We start from the raw sequence: 17227 nt of genomic DNA on the forward strand, positions 1-17227 counted from the left end.
ACAAGCGGCCCTCGACTGGTTATCATGGCGGCGTTTCTTTGCGGACTGCCACCATGGTTGATTCTTACGACGACTCCCTCGATGGGGAGAAAAGCAAAACCCAGGTCAAACGCGAGCTGCATGCTCTGGTTGATCTCGGTGAGCGCCTTACCACTCTCAAACCCGACTTGCAGGCCAAACTGCCCTTGACCGACGGCTTGCGCCGGGCCCTGGCGGAGGCGCCGAAGCATGTCGCCCATATCGCCCGTAAACGCCACCTGCAATTCATTGGCAAGTTGATGCGGGACCAGGACACCGACGCCATCCTGCAACTGCTTGATCAACTCGATGCTTCCACCCGGCAATACAACGAACGTTTCCATAACCTGGAACGTTGGCGCGACCGCCTGATCGCCGGCGACGATGGAGTGCTGGAGAAGTTTGTCAGCGAATACCCCGAGGCCGATCGTCAGCAATTGCGCTCCCTGATTCGCCAGGCCCAGCACGAAGTGGCCCATAACAAGCCACCCGCCACCAGCCGCAAGATCTTCAAGTACATCCGCGACGTCGACGAGGCTCAACGCGGACTGCGCTGAACCTTGCTCCGGATGGGTTGCCTTCGCAGCCCATCCGACGCCCCTCCCCTGTCATGCCCCCGTGCCACCCACCGTGATCGCATCGATCTTCAGGGTCGGCTGGCCGACGCCCACCGGTACGGACTGACCGTCCTTGCCACAGGTGCCCACGCCACTGTCCAGGGACAGGTCATTGCCCACCATCGATACCCGGCTCATGGCCTCGGGACCATTGCCGATCAGGGTTGCCCCCTTGACGGGTGCAGTGATCTTGCCGTCTTCGATCAGGTAAGCCTCGCTGGTGGAGAACACGAACTTGCCACTGGTGATGTCCACCTGGCCACCTCCGAGATTGGCGCAATAGATGCCCTTCTTCACCGAAGCGATGATTTCCGCCGGATCACTTTCGCCCCCGAGCATGTAGGTATTGGTCATGCGCGGCATCGGCAGGTGCGCATAGGATTCGCGGCGCCCGTTGCCGGTGCGCGCCACGCCCATCAGGCGGGCATTGAGCTTGTCCTGCATGTAGCCCTTGAGCACGCCGTTCTCGATCAGCGTGGTGCATTCGGTCGGGGTGCCTTCGTCGTCCACGCTCAAGGACCCGCGACGCCCGGCCAGGGTGCCGTCGTCGACGATGGTACAGAGCTTGGAGGCGACCATTTCCCCCATCCGCCCGCTGTAGGCCGAACTGCCCTTGCGGTTGAAGTCGCCTTCCAGGCCATGGCCCACGGCTTCGTGCAGCAATACCCCGGACCAGCCCGAGCCCAGCACCACCGGCAAGGTCCCCGCTGGCGCCGGAATCGCTTCCAGGTTCACCAATGCCTGGCGCAGGGCTTCACGGGCGTAGCCCATGGCACGATCTTCACTGAGGAAATAGCGGTAGTCGGTGCGTCCGCCACCGCCATGGCCACCACGCTCGCGCCGCCCGTTGTGTTCAACGATGACACTGACGTTGAAGCGCACCAGCGGCCGTACGTCCGCCGCCAGGCCGCCATCGGTGGAAGCCACCAGGATCCGCTCCCAGACACCGGCCATGCTCACGCTGACCTGCTGGATGCGCGGGTCCAGGGCCCGGGTCGCAACGTCCACACGCTTGAGCAGCTCGACCTTCTCGGCACGGCTGATGACCTCCAGCGGGTTGTCCGGGGCATACAGCTGCGCAACGTCCTGAGTGCTGAAGGCCTGTACCTTGCCATTCTGTCCGGCACGGGAAATCGACCGAGCGGCACGCGCCGCCTGCCCGAGGGCTTCCAGGGTGATGGCGTTGCTGTAGGCGAAACCGGTCTTCTCACCGGACTGCGCACGCACTCCAACCCCCTGGTCGAGATTGAAGCTGCCTTCCTTGACGATCCCGTCCTCAAGGGACCAGGACTCGGAGATCTGCCCCTGGAAATACAGGTCGGCGGCATCGATGCCCGGACCGGCCAGATCGCCCAGCACGCCCTGCAGGCTTTCGATGGTCACGCCACCAGGGGCTAGAAGATGTTCACTGACTGAGGACAACAACCCGCTCATATGTTTTGGCCTTAAATTCGTCGTACTTATGCAAGCCGTTGAACGCCTTGCGAGAAAATGCGCCGGTGACTGAACACCGGCATCCGCGCCCGGATGGACGCCTGTTCGCTGCTGTCGCGCTCGGCCAGCAGCACGCCTTCACCCTGTTCCCGTTCGGCCAGCACACGCCCCCAGGGATCGACGATCGCCGCATGCCCGTAGGTCTCGCGGGGGCCTGGATGGACACCGCCCTGGGCTGCCGCCAGCAAGTAGCACTGGGTCTCGATGGCCCGGGCGCGAATCAGCACCTCCCAGTGGGCGGCCCCGGTCACGGCGGTAAAGGCCGAGGGCGCGGTGATCAACTCGGCACCGGCGGCGCGCAACTCGCTATAGAGCTCGGGAAAACGCAAGTCGTAGCAGACTGTCAGCCCCAGGCGCCCCATCGGCGTATCCGCCACCACTACCCGATTCCCATGAGCATAGTCATCGGATTCCCGGTAGCGCCCGCGATTGTCCGCCACATCGACATCGAACAGATGCAATTTGTCGTAGCGCGCCACCACATGCCCCTGGTCATCGACCAAAAGCGAGCAGGCATTGGATTTGGCCTCGGGCTGGTCCTGGGGAGGCAGCGGCAATGTGCCGGCGACTATCCATAACCTGAGGTCGCGGGCGGCCTGTTTCAACCAGGGCAGGATCGGACCTTCGCCCAGGGCTTCGGCACGACCGATGGCCGCCATGTCCCGACGGCCCATGGCGGCGAAGTTTTCCGGCAGTACCGCAAGCTTCGCACCGCCGCTGGCGGCTTGTTCCAGCAGGCTGCGGGCCTGCGCCAGATTGGCTGAAACATCGCTCTGGCTGACCATTTGAATCACCGCAAGAGACATGGCGCACTCCAAATCGGGTAGAGCGTCATGCTACTCCATGGGCACAGGCCGGGAACGCTCAAAACGGCTTGTCGAAGGTGATTTTCGGTTCTTTCCACGGGCCCTTGACGTTGTACTTGACGCTGGCAAAACGGGCCACGCGGTCACCGATCAGCTTGTCGATCAGGAACAGCGCCCCGCCTACCGCCGGCGCTCCGACGATCAGCGCAGCGATCGGCAGGTTGTTGGTCACAGGCAGGGTCACCAGCAGCTTGGCGTCCACTCGATCGGCCACCATGTCCAGGGTGCCGTTGAGCTCCAGGTTGCTCGAGGGTCCGGTGAGGGCGATGGGTTCACGGGTCACATAGATGCCATTGCTCGCCGCCAGCACACCGCGCACTCGGTCGTAGCTCAAGCCCTTGCCGAACAGGTCGGAAAAGTCCAGGCGCAGGCGCCGACCGATGGAGTTGAAGTTGAGCAGGCCGAACACTCGCAGCGCCTGGGCACCGCCCTCGACCTCGACGAACTGGCCCTTGTTCAAGGTCGCGTCCAGGCTGCCGGAGAAGCGCTTGAGCCCCACCCAGGCCGGCGACCCGGGCCAACGGCCATCGACGTCCAGGTGAAAGTTCTCGCTGGTCACGGTGGGCGCAAAACCCCAGCCCTTGAGCACGTCAGCCAGGTTCTTGCCGCCAATGCGGCCACGGTACCAACTGGTGCTGGCACCCGCCTGGCCCTCCCAGCCCCCCTCGCCCTCGAGCAGCATGCCCTTGAGCCCGAGGTTCAGGCCATTGAACGACATGCCCTTGGGCGTAGGTCGTACCTTGAGCGCCCACCGACCGATCAGGTCCGGGCCCTGGAACAGCTGGACGATGGAGATGTCCAGCGCCGGCACGTTCTTCGGATCGACCGACGCCAGGGGATCAGGGGCGTTTTCATCGGCCTGGACCGTCGGGTCGACAGCCGGCAGGCGCACGTACTGCATGTCGATGACCATGGGCGCCGCCTTGGCATCGGGAATGCCGACACTGCCCTTGGCCTGCTGGCTGGCAATCTGCAGTTCCCAGGCGCTGGGCTTGCGAGTCAGCAGCAGGTCGACCTGGTCCAGGGTGGTGCCGAAGGCAGTGAGCTTGCCGACCTTGAAGTCCGCGCTGCTGAGCAGTTGCTCGGCACTCCCGCCCGGGTCCTGCCCGGCATAGCGGTCGGCCAGGGCCTTCCAGGGCTCGACATCGAGCTCGGACAACACGCCCCGCACCCGCAAGCCCTTGATGGTCGGCAGCTGGGCCTCGCCGCCACCAAGGAACAGCTCGCCCCGCCCTTCGGCGAATTTGCCGCCGGGGGCCGCGAAGGTGAAGCCGGCCAGGTCGCCATAGCTGAACCAGTAGCGGCGCTCGGCCCCTTGCAGGGTCATGCGCAGCACACTGTTGCGCCCGGTATTGGCGGACAGGCCGAACGGCGCCGGCAGATCCACCGCCAGGCCCTTGAGGCTGGAGCTGACCATCAGCTGGCTGTCGGCACCATCGAGATTCAACTGCAACTGATACGGCAGCTCACCGGAGACCGGCAGCGGCTGGCCGACCTTCAGCCAGTCGGTGAGTTTCTTGACCGCCACCTGCCCCTTGGCCACGACCCGGGTGTTGGGTTTCCCGGGGCGGCCATCGGCAAAGATCTGCGCTGTCACTGGCCGATCGAAAGCCTGGGCGCTGATACCGTCGCCGCTCAGGCCCTTGGTGCTGTCAAAACGGAAGTCGCCCTTGAGCTGGGTCAGTTCCAGTTCCGGCTCACTGAGCTTGAGGCGTGCCTTGTCGGTCTTGAAGTCCACCACGATCTTGGGCTCATCGCCCTTGGCCAGGGGGATATCCAGGTCCACCTTGCCCTGCAGGTCGCCCTCGCCCTGCCAGCCGGTAAAGGTCGAGCCGGTGCCGATCGGCGCCTCCTGGAGAATCTTCAGGCCATCGCCCAGGCCGCCGGCAAAGGCGCCATCGATGTACATGTGCGAGCTCTGGCCGCTGGGTACATGGGGGATATTGACGAAGACGTCACGCAGCCGGGTGTCGAGCAGTTGGCCCTTGCTGGCGACGATGCGTACCCGGCTGCCCTCGATGAATACATCGCCATTGACCTTGGTCAGGTGCGGCCAGCCCGGCTGGAAGGCCAGTTCGGCGTCGTGCACCTTGAAGAACAGGCTGATGTTGCGGGCCGCCTCGATCGCGTCGTGGTTCAACGACCCCTGGTACTGGAAGAAACCCTGGTCTACCGCGCCCTTGAGGATCGCCGTACGCAGCCATTCGTCCACTGCCGGATTGAGCAACTGGGGCAGGTACTTGGCGGTATAGCGTCCATCGCCGTCCACCAGGCCGACCCGCAGGTCCATGTAGTCTTCCTGGGTATGATCGAAGTGCAGGCGGATCAGGAAATCGCCGGCGATCTTGCCTTCCTCGCCCAGCACCTTCAGGTACGGGGCGATCAGGGTGAAGCCCTCTTGGTCGAGCTTCCAGGTCAGGGTGGCGTTGGCCTGGATGTACTGCCAGGGCTTGGCGAAGATCGGATACAGATGCAGGGAAAAGTCCTTGCTGTCCATGCGCAACTCGCCCTTGCCCAGGTTGCCACTGATGCTGCCGCTGACATTACGTGCAGCAGGAGCACCGTGATAGGCATCGAAACCGACCCGGTCGAGATTGGCGGCAAAGCTCAGGCGCTCATCGCCGGTGGCCTGGGGCCGATAATCCAGCAGCACATTGCGCAGCCCACCGGTGACCTTCAGGTGATCGATGGCGGTGGCCACACCTTCGGGCAATGGCGCCAGCGCATCGAGGATCGGGGTAATGGGGGTCAGGTCCAGGCGATCGGCCTGCAGATGCCAGAGCTCCTCATCCTGGCCACTGGCGTTGCGTTGCTGCACTTGCAGGCGCGACTCCCAGCGGGTCTGGCCAAGGTTCAGTGCCAGGGAGTCCAGCTGTACCCGCAGGCCCCGGGCATCGCGCTGAAGATAAGCATCGAGGGCCAGGTTCTTCAGGGTTACCGGGGTTCGCTCGGCATAGGCGCCGGTCAATTGCGGGGCGTTCAAGCGCAGCGCTGCGCTCTGTACGGTTCGCTGGCCCCAGTTGAGCCACAGCTCGCCACCGGCCTTGAGTTCCGCGAGCTTCCACTGCTGGGTCAGGCGGGCCGGCAGCCAGCGCGACCAGTCGCTTTGCGGCAGGCTCAGGTACAGATCGGCCTGGGCGTCGCGCCAGGCATCGGCACGGATCCGAGTCCGCAGGTTCAGGGCCAGGGGTTGGCCGTCCGGCAGGTTCAGGCGCAGGTCAAGGCGCTGGCGGCTGGGCCCGGTGCGCAAGTTCAGGCCCACATAGGCCAGGGCGATGGGCGGGTGATCGCGGGGAAGCAAGGTGACCTGGCTGTCCAGTACCGACAGCTCCGCCAGCTGTTGCAAGCGCGACAACAGTTGCTCGGGGTCCATGGGCTGGTCCTGCTGCACGGGCAGTCCTTCCAACTTCCACTGACCGTCCGCGCCCTCCTTGACGCTCAGGCTCAGGCCGCTGAGTTCCAGGTGGCCGATCCGCAAGTCACGGGCGAGCAAGCTGCCAAGCATGTCCGGGGCCACGCTCACGCGGTCCAGGCGCAGGGCATTGGTCCCCTCGCCCACGCTCACGTCATGGGCCAGCAGAATTGGCGACAAGCCGCTCCAGCGTCCCTCCAGGCTACCGATATGCACCGGCAGGCCGACGGCCTCCTGGACCTTGGCCTCGACCTCGGCCTGGTATTCGGCCACCAGCGGGGTCAGCTCGCGCCCCAGACTGACGTACAGGGCAGTCACCACCAATGCCAGCGTGCAGAGGCCCAGCCCCCAGCGGATCAGTGTGGTGAACAGGCGGATCAGCCGCTCCATTTCAGTTGGCTCCCATGGCAAATGTCATGCAAAAAGCTGAAGCCAGCCGTTTCCAATCATGTAGAACACGCGGAATCAGAGCAGCACCACGTCGTATTGTTCCTGGGAATACATGGTTTCGACCTGGAACCTGATGGTGCGACCGATGAAACCCTCCAGCTCCGCGACGTTGCCCGACTCTTCATCCAGCAAACGATCGACGACCTTCTGATTGGCCAGTACCCGATACCCCTCTGCCTGGTAAGCCCGGGCTTCACGGAGGATTTCGCGGAATATCTCGTAACAGACGGTTTCCGGGGTCTTCAACTTACCCCGCCCCTGGCAACTGCTGCAGGGCTCGCAGAGCACCTGTTCCAGACTTTCCCGGGTGCGCTTGCGAGTCATCTGCACCAACCCCAGCTCGGTGATGCCGATGATGTTGGTCTTGGCGTGATCACGCTCCAGCTGCTTCTCCAGGGTCCGCAGCACCTGGCGCTGATGCTCTTCGTCCTCCATGTCGATGAAGTCGATGATGATGATCCCGCCCAGGTTGCGCAGGCGCAGTTGCCGGGCAATGGCGGTGGCCGCCTCCAGATTGGTCTTGAAGATGGTCTCTTCGAGATTGCGGTGGCCGACGAAGGCGCCGGTGTTGACGTCGATGGTGGTCATGGCCTCGGCCGGATCGACCACCAGGTAACCACCGGACTTCAACGGCACCTTGCGCTCCAGGGCCTTCTGGACTTCGTCCTCGACCCCGTACAGGTCGAAGATCGGTCGCTCGCCTGGATAATGCTCGAGGCGATCGGCGATTTCCGGCATCAGTTCAGCAACGAACTGAGTGGTCTTCTGGAAGGTTTCCCGGGAGTCGATGCGAATCTTCTCGATCTTCGGGCTCACCAGGTCTCGCAGGGTACGCAAGGCCAGCCCCAGGTCCTCGTAGATCACACTGGGTGCGCCAATGGTCTTGATCTGCGCGCCAATCTGGTCCCAGAGCCTGCGCAGGTAACGGATGTCCATCATGATCTCATCGGCCCCGGCGCCTTCGGCCGCCGTGCGCAGGATGAAACCACCGGCCTCCTGGATCCCCTCCTGGGCCACGCAGTCGCTGACCACCTGCTTGAGGCGCTCGCGCTCGCCCTCGTCCTCGATCTTCAGCGAGATACCGACGTGGGCGGTGCGCGGCATGTACACCAGGTAGCGCGACGGGATCGACAGCTGAGTGGTCAGGCGTGCGCCCTTGGTACCGATGGGGTCCTTGGTGACCTGCACCACCAGGCTCTGCCCTTCATGCACCAATGCGCTGATGCTCTCCACCGCCGAGCCTTCGCGAGCGGAAATCTCCGAGGCATGGATGAAGGCGGCACGATCCAGGCCGATGTCGACGAAGGCCGCCTGCATGCCGGGCAGCACGCGCACAACCTTGCCCTTGTAGATATTGCCGACGATGCCGCGACGCTGGGTGCGCTCGACATGAACCTCTTGCAGCACTCCGTTTTCGACCACAGCCACCCGTGATTCCATCGGCGTGATGTTGATCAGAATCTCTTCACTCATGGCAGTGTCTCGTTCGGAGGTGTTCATGGAGGGCCGCATGGGTCGAATGGGATGCCTTAATGCGCTGGGATGTCTTGCCAGCAGGAAATACCGAAATCACCGAGCAGCTCTGCGGTTTCGCACACCGGCAAGCCGACCACGGCGGAATAACTGCCATTGAGCCCTGCCACAAACACCGCTGCAAGCCCCTGGATCGCATAACTGCCCGCTTTGTCCCGAGGTTCGCCGCTGGCCCAGTAGCGTGTCGCCTCCTGTTCGGCGATCGCTCGGAACCGCACCAGGCTGCGCACCACCCGAGCCTGACTGCGCTGGCCGTCGAGCAGGGCCACGGCCGTCAGCACCTCATGCTCGCGGCCGGACAGGGCCATGAGCATCGCCAGGGCATCGGCCTGATCCTGCGGTTTGCCAAGAATCCGGCCATCGAGCACCACCGCGGTATCGGCGCCCAGCACGCAGCCTGCGATCCCGCCCAGCGTCGCACGACCGGCCGCGGCCTTGCCACGGGCCAGGCGCTCGACATAAGCAGCAGGGGATTCACCCGCCAGGGGGGTCTCGTCGATGTCCGCGGCAATGACGGTGAACGGCACGCCGATCTGCGTGAGCAACTCACGCCGACGCGGCGAACCGGAAGCGAGGTAGAGCGGATTCATCAAGACATCTCCCTGTCCAGGTGCGGGCCAATGCCTGACCGGCTTAATTGATCTTGAACCGTCGGCGCAAGCCGCGCAGGCCGAAGCTGACCCAGGGCCACAACAAGGCGCTGACCAGGGCAGGAAGGACCACTGCCAGGGTCGGCTGGCGATTGCCGGTCAGGGCGCTGAGCCACAGCTGCATGAGCTGCGCCAGGCCGAGGATCACCAGGATCACCAGGCTCTGCTGCCAAATCGGAAAAATCCGCAGGCGTTGCTGCAAGGACAGCACCAGGAAGGTGATCAGCGTCAGGATCAAGGCGTTCTGCCCCAGCAACGTGCCGTACAGCACATCCATGGCCAATCCCAGGCACCAGGCGGTGACCATCCCCACCTTGTGCGGCAGGGCCAGGCTCCAGAATGCCAGCAGCAAGGCCAACCACAGGGGCCGCAGGATTTCCATGAACTGAGGCATCGGCGACACGCTGAGCAGCATGCCCACCAGGAACGTCAGCCAGACGATCCAGCCATTACTCGAATAGGTCGTGCCCGCCATTATTCTCTTCCTCCGGTGGTGGCCGGTGCTGCGGCTGGCGGCTTGGTGGCCGCAGGCTTCACCACAGGTTTATGAACCGGCCTGGCCGGAGCATGGGCCGCGGGCTTGGCCGGGGTCGCTGGCGCGGCAGCTGGTGCGCTGGCCGGAGCAGCCGCAGGCGCCGCCGTCGGCTTGGCTACCGTGGCCGGCACGACAGGCGCGGCGGAACCACCTTGCTGGTCGAGGGCCTCCTGGGCCTGGGCCGCATCGTTGGCCCGTTCCTCCGCCGTGCGTGAATCGCTGAACACCAGCAGCAGGTAACGGCTGCGGTTCAGCGCTGCAGTGGGCACCGCACGAACGATGGCGAACGGTTGGCCGGAATCGTGGATCACCTCCTTGACCGTGGCCACCGGGTAGCCGGCGGGGAAACGCTGCCCCAGGCCGGAACTGACCAGCAGGTCGCCTTCCTTGATATCCGCGGTATCGGCCACGTGGCGCAGTTCCAGGCGCTCCGGATTGCCAGTACCGCTGGCAATGGCGCGCAGGCCGTTGCGATTGACCTGCACGGGAATGCTGTGGGTGGTATCGGTGAGCAGCAGGACGCGTGAAGTGTAGGGCATCAACTCCACCACCTGGCCCATCAGGCCACGGGCATCGAGCACCGGTTGCCCCAGGAACACGCCATCACGCTCGCCCTTGTTGATCAGGATGCGGTGAGTGAAGGGGTTGGGGTCCATGCCGATCAATTCGGCCACTTCAACCTTCTCGTTGACCAGCGCCGAAGAGTTGAGCAACTCGCGCAGGCGCACGTTCTGCTCGGTCAGGGCCGCAAGCTTCTGCAAGCGCCCCTGCAACAGCAGGTTCTCGGTCTGGAGTTTTTCGTTTTCAGCGACCAGTTCGGTGCGACTGCCGAACTGACTGGCCACGCCTTGCCACAGGCGCTGCGGCAGATCGGTGATCCAGTACGACTGCATCAGCACCAGCGACATCTGGCTACGCACTGGCTTGAGCAGTGTGAAGCGCGCGTCGACCACCATCAGTGCGATCGACAGTACGACCAGCACCAGGAGGCGCACGCCCAATGAGGGGCCTTTGGCGAAAAGCGGTTTAATAGGCCGCTCCTCCCAGGCAAATGTTGTGTCTATTCATAAGGCATCGAACCGGCCTGGATACGATTGACAGAAGATAAACGCGACAGGCAGCACTGCAAAGTGCTGCCTGTGAGCGCAACAGCATAGATGCCCGCAGCGAAGTTATTCGCTGGAGAGCAGGTCCATGGTGTGTTTGTCCATCATTTCCAATGCACGGCCACCGCCGCGAGCGACACAGGTCAGCGGGTCTTCGGCGACGATCACCGGCAGGCCGGTTTCCTGGGCCAGCAGCTTGTCCAGGTCACGCAGCAATGCGCCTCCACCGGTCAGCACCAGGCCGCGCTCGGCGATATCCGACGCCAATTCCGGGGGCGACTGCTCCAGGGCGCTCTTCACTGCCTGAACGATGGCGGCCAGGGACTCCTGCAGAGCCTCCAGCACTTCGTTGGAGTTCAGGGTGAAGGCACGTGGCACGCCCTCGGCCAGGTTGCGGCCGCGAACGTCGACTTCACGCACTTCGCCGCCCGGGTAGGCGGTGCCGATTTCCTGCTTGATGCGCTCGGCGGTGGACTCGCCGATCAGGCTGCCGTAGTTGCGACGCACGTAGGTGACGATGGCTTCGTCGAAGCGGTCGCCGCCAACGCGTACGGACTCGGCGTAGACCACGCCGTTCAGGGAAATCAGGGCAATTTCGGTGGTGCCACCACCGATGTCCACGACCATCGAGCCGCGGGCTTCCTCGACCGGCAGGCCGGCGCCGATGGCAGCCGACATCGGTTCTTCGATCAGGAACACTTCACGGGCACCGGCACCGAGGGCCGATTCACGGATGGCGCGACGCTCGACCTGGGTGGACTTGCATGGAACGCAGATCAGCACTCGCGGGCTGGGCTGCAGGAAGCTGTTTTCGTGAACCTTGTTGATGAAATACTGCAGCATCTTCTCGCAGACGCTGAAATCGGCGATCACGCCATCCTTCATCGGACGAATGGCAGCAATGTTGCCCGGCGTACGGCCGAGCATGCGTTTGGCTTCGGTACCAACCGCCACAACACTTTTCTGATTACCGTGGGTCCGGATGGCAACGACAGAGGGTTCATTGAGGACAATACCGCGCTCGCGCACGTAAATAAGGGTGTTGGCAGTGCCCAGGTCAATGGAAAGATCGCTGGAAAACATGCCACGCAGTTTCTTGAACATGGGAAAGGGACCCTAGGCAACGCGTGGGTAAAAAAGTGCGGCAAACTCTAACAACGACAGGGATTTTGGGCAAGGCGCCAATATGTTAAATTGGCGGCTTTTCTGTGCACCAACCCCCACAATCGCGGCCGTAAGACCGTAGAAATGCGGTAGTGTTCCGACAATCTGACACGCGGACAATATCCGCTTTTGTTTTCCACTGGAGAATCCCATGGCGCTTGAACGCTCCGATGTGGAAAAAATCGCTCATTTGGCCAGCATCAAGCTCAATGAAGGCGATCTTCCACACATCACCTCCGCCCTGAACAGCATTCTGGGGCTGGTGGATGAAATGCAGGCAGTCGATACCGACGGTATCGAGCCCCTGGCCCACCCCCTGGAAGCCAGCCAGCGCCTGCGCGCAGACGTTGTGACCGAGTCCAATCATCGCGAGGCCTACCAGTCCATCGCGCCAGCGGTCGAAAACGGCCTGTACCTGGTTCCGAAAGTCATCGACTAAAGGGAAAGAGCCTGCAATGCACCACATGACCCTGGCCGAGATCGCCCGCGGACTCGCCGACAAGAAATTCTCCTCCGAAGAACTGACCCGGACCCTGCTGGCTCGCATCGCCCAGCTCGACCCGCAGATCAACAGCTTCATCAGCCTCACCGAAGACCTGGCACTGTCCCAGGCCAAGGCTGCCGACGCCCGTCGCGCCAACGGCGAGAGTGGCGCCCTGCTGGGCGCGCCGATCGGCCACAAGGACCTGTTCTGCACCCAGGGCATCCGCACCAGCTGTGGCTCGAAGATGCTCGACAACTTCAAGGCGCCCTACGATGCCACCGTGGTCTCCCGCCTGGCTGCCGCCGGCACCGTGACCCTGGGCAAGACCAACATGGACGAGTTCGCCATGGGCTCGGCCAACGAGTCGAGCTGGTACGGCGCGGTGAAGAACCCGTGGAACCTGGAACATGTACCGGGCGGTTCGTCCGGTGGTTCCGCCGCAGCCGTTGCCGCTCGCCTGTTGCCTGCCGCCACGGCCACCGATACCGGTGGTTCGATTCGCCAGCCTGCGGCCTTCACCAACCTCACCGGCTTGAAACCGACCTACGGGCGTGTTTCCCGCTGGGGCATGATTGCCTACGCCTCCAGCCTCGACCAGGGCGGCCCCCTGGCACGTACCGCCGAAGACTGCGCGATCCTGCTGCAAGGCATGGCCGGCTTCGACCCGAACGACTCCACCAGCATCGATGAACCGGTCCCGGACTACAGCGCCGGCCTCAATGGCTCGTTGCAGGGCCTGCGCATCGGCGTGCCGAAGGAATACTTCAGCGCCGGCCTCGACCCGCGCATTGCCGACCTGATCCATGCCAGCATCAAGGAGCTGGAAAAGCTCGGTGCGGTGATCAAGGACATCAGCCTGCCGAACATGCAGCACGCGATTCCTGCCTACTACGTGATCGCCCCGGCGGAAGCCTCTTCCAACCTCTCGCGTTTCGACGGCGTGCGCTTCGGCTACCGCTGCGAGAACCCGGAAAACCTCGAGGACCTGTACAAGCGCTCCCGTGGCGAAGGCTTTGGCAGCGAAGTGCAGCGCCGGATCATGGTCGGCGCCTATGCGCTGTCCGCCGGCTACTACGATGCCTACTACCTCAAGGCGCAGAAGATCCGCCGCCTGGTGAAAAACGACTTCATGACCGCGTTCAACGAAGTCGACGTCATCCTCGGCCCGACCACGCCCAACCCGGCCTGGAAGCTCGGTGCCAAGAACAGCGACCCGATCGCTGCGTACCTGGAAGACGTCTACACCATCACCGCCAACCTCGCCGGCCTGCCGGGCCTGTCGATGCCGGCCGGTTTCGTCGACGGCTTGCCGGTCGGCGTGCAACTGCTCGCCCCGTACTTCCAGGAAGGCCGCTTGCTCAACGTTGCGCACCAGTATCAGCTGAACACTGACTGGCACACCCGCACCCCAACCGGCTTCTGAGGAGACACACATGCAATGGGAAGTCGTGATCGGGCTGGAGATTCATACCCAGCTCACCACTCAATCGAAGATTTTCTCCGGTAGCTCCACCGCCTTCGGTGCCGAGCCCAACACCCAGGCCAGCCTGATCGACCTGGGCATGCCCGGCGTGCTGCCGGTGCTGAACCAGGAAGCGGTGCGCATGGCAGTGATGTTCGGTCTGGCGGTCGACGCCGAGATCGGCCAGCACAACGTGTTCGCCCGCAAGAACTACTTCTACCCGGACCTGCCCAAGGGCTACCAGATCAGCCAGATGGAACTGCCGATCGTCGGCAAGGGCCACCTGGACATCCCCCTGGAAGACGGCACGATGAAACGTGTCGGGATCACCCGCGCGCACCTGGAAGAAGACGCCGGCAAGAGCCTGCACGAAGAGTTCAACGGTGCCACCGGCATCGACCTGAACCGTGCCGGCACGCCGCTGCTGGAAATCGTCTCCGAGCCTGACATGCGCAACGCCAAGGAAGCCGTGGCCTACGTCAAGGCGATCCACGCCCTGGTGCGCTACCTGGGCATCTGCGACGGCAACATGGCCGAAGGCTCCCTGCGTTGCGACTGCAACGTCTCGGTCCGTCCCAAGGGCCAGGTCGAGTTTGGCACCCGCTGCGAGATCAAGAACGTCAACTCGTTCCGCTTCATCGAGAAGGCCATCAACACCGAGATCCGTCGTCAGATCGAGCTGATCGAGGACGGCGGCAAGGTGATCCAACAGACCCGCCTGTACGACCCGAACAAGGACGAAACCCGTCCGATGCGCAGCAAGGAAGAAGCCAACGACTACCGTTACTTCCCCGACCCCGACCTGCTGCCCGTGGTCATCGAGGATTCCTTCCTCGACCAGGTGCGCGCCACCCTGCCTGAGCTGCCACCGCAGAAGCGCGAGCGCTTCCAGGAACAGTTCGGCCTGTCGGTCTACGACGCCAGCGTCCTGGCCACCAGCCGCGAGCAGGCGGACTACTTCGAGAAGGTCGCCAGCATCGCCGGTGACGCCAAGCTCGCCGCCAACTGGGTCATGGTCGAACTGGGCAGCCTGCTGAACAAGCAGGGCCTGGAAATCGACGAAGCCCCGGTCTCGGCCGAACAGCTGGGCGGCATGCTCCTGCGGATCAAGGACAACACCATCTCCGGCAAGATCGCCAAGACCGTGTTCGAAGCCATGGCCAACGGCGAAGGCAATGCCGACGAGATCATCGACAAGCGCGGCCTCAAGCAGGTTACCGACAGCGGCGCGATCTCGGCGGTGCTGGACGAAATGCTCGCTGCCAACGCCGAACAGGTCGAACAGTACCGTGCCGCCGACGAGGCCAAGCGCGGCAAGATGTTCGGCTTCTTCGTCGGCCAGGCGATGAAAGCGTCCAAGGGCAAGGCCAACCCGCAGCAAGTCAACGAACTGCTCAAAAGCAAGCTCGAAGGCTGACCGGGACATGAAGCCGTGGCTTGCCAGTCGAAACGAGGTCTGCGTACCGCCGTCTTCACTGGCAAGCCCGTCTCCCCCATCGGGGGCCGCCACCCAGCGCCCAAGGCGCTTGTCCATGCCGTCCCTGCTCGGCGCCTGCGCCCTGTTCGCCCTGCTCGGCGGTTGCTCCAGCAACCACCTGATCGACCCTCGGGGTTATGACGAGACAGGCACCGCCTCCTACTACGGCTCCCGTCATCACGGCAAACGCACCGCCAGTGGCGAAGCCTTCGACCAGCACGGGCTTACCGCCGCCCATCGGCAATTGCCCTTCGGCACCCGCGTGCAAGTCACCAACCTGGCCAACGACAAGAGCGTCGTGGTCCGCATCAACGATCGAGGCCCGCACACCCGCGGCCGCCTGATCGACCTCTCCCGCAGTGCCGCCCAGCAGTTGGACATGCTGCGCAGCGGAACCGCGAAAGTACGCATCCAAGCCCTCAGCGACTGACTCCCGGAGCCCAGCCATTACTGCCTTCGCCGAATTGCCCCTGCTCAGCCTGATCCAGCTCATCAGCGGCCTGCTGATGCTGATTGCCGGTGCCGAGTTGCTGGTGCGCGCCGCAGTCCGCCTGGTGGTAGGCCTGCATGTGCGACCGCTGATCATTGGCCTGACCATCGTCGCCTTCGGCAGCAGCGCACCGCAGATGGCCATCAGCCTGCAAGCGACGCTGGGTGGCAGCACCGACATTGCCGTCGGCAGCGTGATCGGCAGCAGCATCTTCAACATCCTGGTGACCCTGGGCCTGTCGGCGCTGATCATTCCACTGCGAGTTTCCCGGCAACTGGTACGCCTGGACATTCCACTGATGATCGGCGCCAGCCTGCTGGTGTTCGTCCTTGCCTACAACGAGCACCTGGGCCCGTTCGACGGCGCGATCCTGCTGGGGGCGCTGGTGCTGTACCTGGCTCTGCTGTCGCGCCAGTCCCGCCACGCCACCCGCCTGCACCCTCCAGTACCGCAAGCGCGCAGACACCCGGCGCCCTGGCTCGCCAGCCTGCTGCTGATCCTCTTCGGCCTGGGCCTGCTGGTGTTCGCCGGGCACCTGCTGCTAGGCGCGGCGATCACGGTGGCCGATGACCTGGGCCTGTCGGAGCGAGTCATCGGCCTGACGGTGATCGCCGTCAGCACCTCGTTGCCACAGCTGGCCACCTCGCTGCTGGCGGCCCTGCGCGGCCAGCGTGACATCGCCGTGGGCAACGTGATCGGCAGCAATCTGTTCAACCTGCTGGGGGTCCTGGGGTTTACCGCACTGGTAGCGCCAACGCCGCTGTCGGTCTCACCCAATGCCCTGGATTTCGACCTGCCGGTACTGCTCGGTGTCGCCATCCTGTGCCTGCCGGTGTTCTATTCCGGCTACCGCGTGACCCGGGCCGAGGGCCTGCTGTTTCTCTGCCTGTACCTGGCCTACGGGCTGCACGTGATGTCCTTCACCACCGGCATGCCCCTGGCGGGCAAGCTGGAGCACCTGATGCTGTTTTTCGTCCTGCCAGCGCTGGTGGCGTTCCTGCTGTTCAGTTCGCTTCGGGCCTGGCGCCGCCAACACAAGAAGGAAATGCCATGAGCGAGAACAACAAAAGCGGCCTGCACATGCGACGCCAAGTCATGGGCGATGCCTTCGTCGACCGCGCCCTGGGCAACGCCACCGAGTTCACCCAGCCCTTGCAGGATTTCGTCAACGAGCATGCCTGGGGTGGCGTCTGGAACCGCGAAGGCCTGCCGCTCAAGACCCGCAGCCTGATCACCCTGGCGGCCCTGACGGCACTCAAGTGTCCACAGGAGCTCAAGGGCCACGTGCGCGGCGCCCTGAACAACGGCTGCACAGTCGAGGAGATCCGCGAGGCGTTGCTGCATTGCGCGGTGTACGCCGGCGTGCCGGCGGCCATCGACGCCTTTCGCGCCGCCCAGGAAGTGATCGACACCTACCAGCCGGCTCAGTGAAGCGCCTCGCCGGCCGCTCCAGCGTGCCGGCGACCTCC

The 17227-nt window shown here is 63.9% G+C and carries 15 protein-coding genes; 7 read left to right on the top strand and 8 right to left on the bottom strand.

Features of this window, described 5'->3' with window-relative positions; genetic code table 11:
- Window positions 1-53 precede the first annotated feature (53 nt).
- On the top strand, window positions 54-575 hold the full coding sequence (yjgA, locus tag LGQ10_RS14530; protein WP_058438680.1) for a ribosome biogenesis factor YjgA: 522 nt from the start codon (window positions 54-56) through the stop codon (window positions 573-575).
- A gap of 51 nt (window positions 576-626) precedes the next feature.
- Here the strand turns inward: yjgA and tldD are convergent, their stop codons facing one another.
- From tldD to mreB, 8 genes are all read right to left on the bottom strand, one after another.
- Window positions 627-2069, bottom strand: coding sequence for a metalloprotease TldD (gene tldD / locus LGQ10_RS14535; protein ID WP_226525949.1), 1443 nt, complete (start codon window positions 2067-2069; stop codon window positions 627-629).
- 26 nt (window positions 2070-2095) lie between these two features.
- On the bottom strand, window positions 2096-2935 hold the full coding sequence (locus LGQ10_RS14540) for a carbon-nitrogen hydrolase family protein (RefSeq protein WP_058435981.1): 840 nt from the start codon (window positions 2933-2935) through the stop codon (window positions 2096-2098).
- A gap of 58 nt (window positions 2936-2993) precedes the next feature.
- Window positions 2994-6797, bottom strand: coding sequence for a YhdP family protein (locus tag LGQ10_RS14545; protein WP_226525950.1), 3804 nt, complete (start codon window positions 6795-6797; stop codon window positions 2994-2996).
- Window positions 6798-6872: 75 nt separating this feature from the next.
- Window positions 6873-8330, bottom strand: coding sequence for a ribonuclease G (gene rng / locus LGQ10_RS14550; protein ID WP_058434363.1), 1458 nt, complete (start codon window positions 8328-8330; stop codon window positions 6873-6875).
- Window positions 8331-8386: 56 nt separating this feature from the next.
- Window positions 8387-8980, bottom strand: coding sequence for a Maf family protein (locus tag LGQ10_RS14555; protein ID WP_226525951.1), 594 nt, complete (start codon window positions 8978-8980; stop codon window positions 8387-8389).
- Window positions 8981-9023: 43 nt separating this feature from the next.
- Window positions 9024-9515, bottom strand: a complete 492-nt coding sequence (gene mreD / locus LGQ10_RS14560) for a rod shape-determining protein MreD (protein WP_058434360.1) — start codon at window positions 9513-9515, stop codon at window positions 9024-9026.
- Window positions 9515-10606 (bottom strand): rod shape-determining protein MreC, encoded by a 1092-nt coding sequence (gene mreC / locus LGQ10_RS14565; RefSeq protein WP_226526142.1) that lies wholly within the window; start codon window positions 10604-10606, stop codon window positions 9515-9517. The genes mreD and mreC overlap by 1 nt, the downstream gene beginning before the upstream one ends.
- 141 nt (window positions 10607-10747) lie before the next feature.
- Window positions 10748-11785, bottom strand: a complete 1038-nt coding sequence (mreB, locus tag LGQ10_RS14570) for a rod shape-determining protein MreB (protein WP_022642308.1) — start codon at window positions 11783-11785, stop codon at window positions 10748-10750.
- A 211-nt stretch (window positions 11786-11996) separates the two neighbouring features.
- Here mreB and gatC point away from each other — a divergent pair, with 211 nt between their 5' ends.
- The 6 genes from gatC (at window position 11997) to LGQ10_RS14600 (ending at window position 17189) form a co-directional block, all read left to right on the top strand.
- The gene (gatC, locus tag LGQ10_RS14575) at window positions 11997-12284 is read left to right on the top strand and encodes an Asp-tRNA(Asn)/Glu-tRNA(Gln) amidotransferase subunit GatC (protein WP_022642307.1); all 288 of its coding nucleotides are present in this window, start codon (window positions 11997-11999) and stop codon (window positions 12282-12284) included.
- Between the two features lie 16 nt (window positions 12285-12300).
- Window positions 12301-13752 carry an Asp-tRNA(Asn)/Glu-tRNA(Gln) amidotransferase subunit GatA gene (gene gatA, locus LGQ10_RS14580; protein WP_058434361.1) on the top strand — a complete coding sequence of 484 codons (1452 nt, stop codon included), beginning with the start codon at window positions 12301-12303 and terminating at the stop codon, window positions 13750-13752.
- 10 nt (window positions 13753-13762) lie between these two features.
- On the top strand, window positions 13763-15208 hold the full coding sequence (gatB, locus tag LGQ10_RS14585; RefSeq protein ID WP_058434362.1) for an Asp-tRNA(Asn)/Glu-tRNA(Gln) amidotransferase subunit GatB: 1446 nt from the start codon (window positions 13763-13765) through the stop codon (window positions 15206-15208).
- Between the two features lie 115 nt (window positions 15209-15323).
- On the top strand, window positions 15324-15698 hold the full coding sequence (locus tag LGQ10_RS14590; protein ID WP_226525952.1) for a septal ring lytic transglycosylase RlpA family protein: 375 nt from the start codon (window positions 15324-15326) through the stop codon (window positions 15696-15698).
- Between the two features lie 49 nt (window positions 15699-15747).
- A complete protein-coding gene (locus LGQ10_RS14595) occupies window positions 15748-16812 on the top strand; it encodes a calcium/sodium antiporter (protein WP_226526143.1) in 1065 nt (354 codons plus the stop codon).
- Window positions 16809-17189 (top strand): carboxymuconolactone decarboxylase family protein, encoded by a 381-nt coding sequence (locus LGQ10_RS14600; protein ID WP_058437429.1) that lies wholly within the window; start codon window positions 16809-16811, stop codon window positions 17187-17189. Before LGQ10_RS14595 ends, LGQ10_RS14600 begins: the two co-directional genes overlap by 4 nt.
- Window positions 17190-17227 lie beyond the last annotated feature (38 nt).

This window comes from Pseudomonas sp. L5B5, assembly GCF_020520285.1.
In the GTDB taxonomy this organism is placed as follows: Bacteria; Pseudomonadota; Gammaproteobacteria; order Pseudomonadales; family Pseudomonadaceae; genus Aquipseudomonas.

What these genes read in the sequence shown, in the direction of transcription:
- yjgA (WP_058438680.1), top strand. Translation starts at nt 54, where the DNA reads ATGGTTGATTCTTACGACGACTCCCTCGATGGGGAGAAAAGCAAAACC.
- tldD (WP_226525949.1), bottom strand. Translation starts at nt 2,069, where the DNA reads ATGAGCGGGTTGTTGTCCTCAGTCAGTGAACATCTTCTAGCCCCTGGT.
- LGQ10_RS14540 (WP_058435981.1), bottom strand. Translation starts at nt 2,935, where the DNA reads ATGTCTCTTGCGGTGATTCAAATGGTCAGCCAGAGCGATGTTTCAGCC.
- LGQ10_RS14545 (WP_226525950.1), bottom strand. Translation starts at nt 6,797, where the DNA reads ATGGAGCGGCTGATCCGCCTGTTCACCACACTGATCCGCTGGGGGCTG.
- rng (WP_058434363.1), bottom strand. Translation starts at nt 8,330, where the DNA reads ATGAGTGAAGAGATTCTGATCAACATCACGCCGATGGAATCACGGGTG.
- LGQ10_RS14555 (WP_226525951.1), bottom strand. Translation starts at nt 8,980, where the DNA reads ATGAATCCGCTCTACCTCGCTTCCGGTTCGCCGCGTCGGCGTGAGTTG.
- mreD (WP_058434360.1), bottom strand. Translation starts at nt 9,515, where the DNA reads ATGGCGGGCACGACCTATTCGAGTAATGGCTGGATCGTCTGGCTGACG.
- mreB (WP_022642308.1), bottom strand. Translation starts at nt 11,785, where the DNA reads ATGTTCAAGAAACTGCGTGGCATGTTTTCCAGCGATCTTTCCATTGAC.
- gatC (WP_022642307.1), top strand. Translation starts at nt 11,997, where the DNA reads ATGGCGCTTGAACGCTCCGATGTGGAAAAAATCGCTCATTTGGCCAGC.
- gatA (WP_058434361.1), top strand. Translation starts at nt 12,301, where the DNA reads ATGCACCACATGACCCTGGCCGAGATCGCCCGCGGACTCGCCGACAAG.
- gatB (WP_058434362.1), top strand. Translation starts at nt 13,763, where the DNA reads ATGCAATGGGAAGTCGTGATCGGGCTGGAGATTCATACCCAGCTCACC.
- LGQ10_RS14590 (WP_226525952.1), top strand. Translation starts at nt 15,324, where the DNA reads ATGCCGTCCCTGCTCGGCGCCTGCGCCCTGTTCGCCCTGCTCGGCGGT.
- LGQ10_RS14600 (WP_058437429.1), top strand. Translation starts at nt 16,809, where the DNA reads ATGAGCGAGAACAACAAAAGCGGCCTGCACATGCGACGCCAAGTCATG.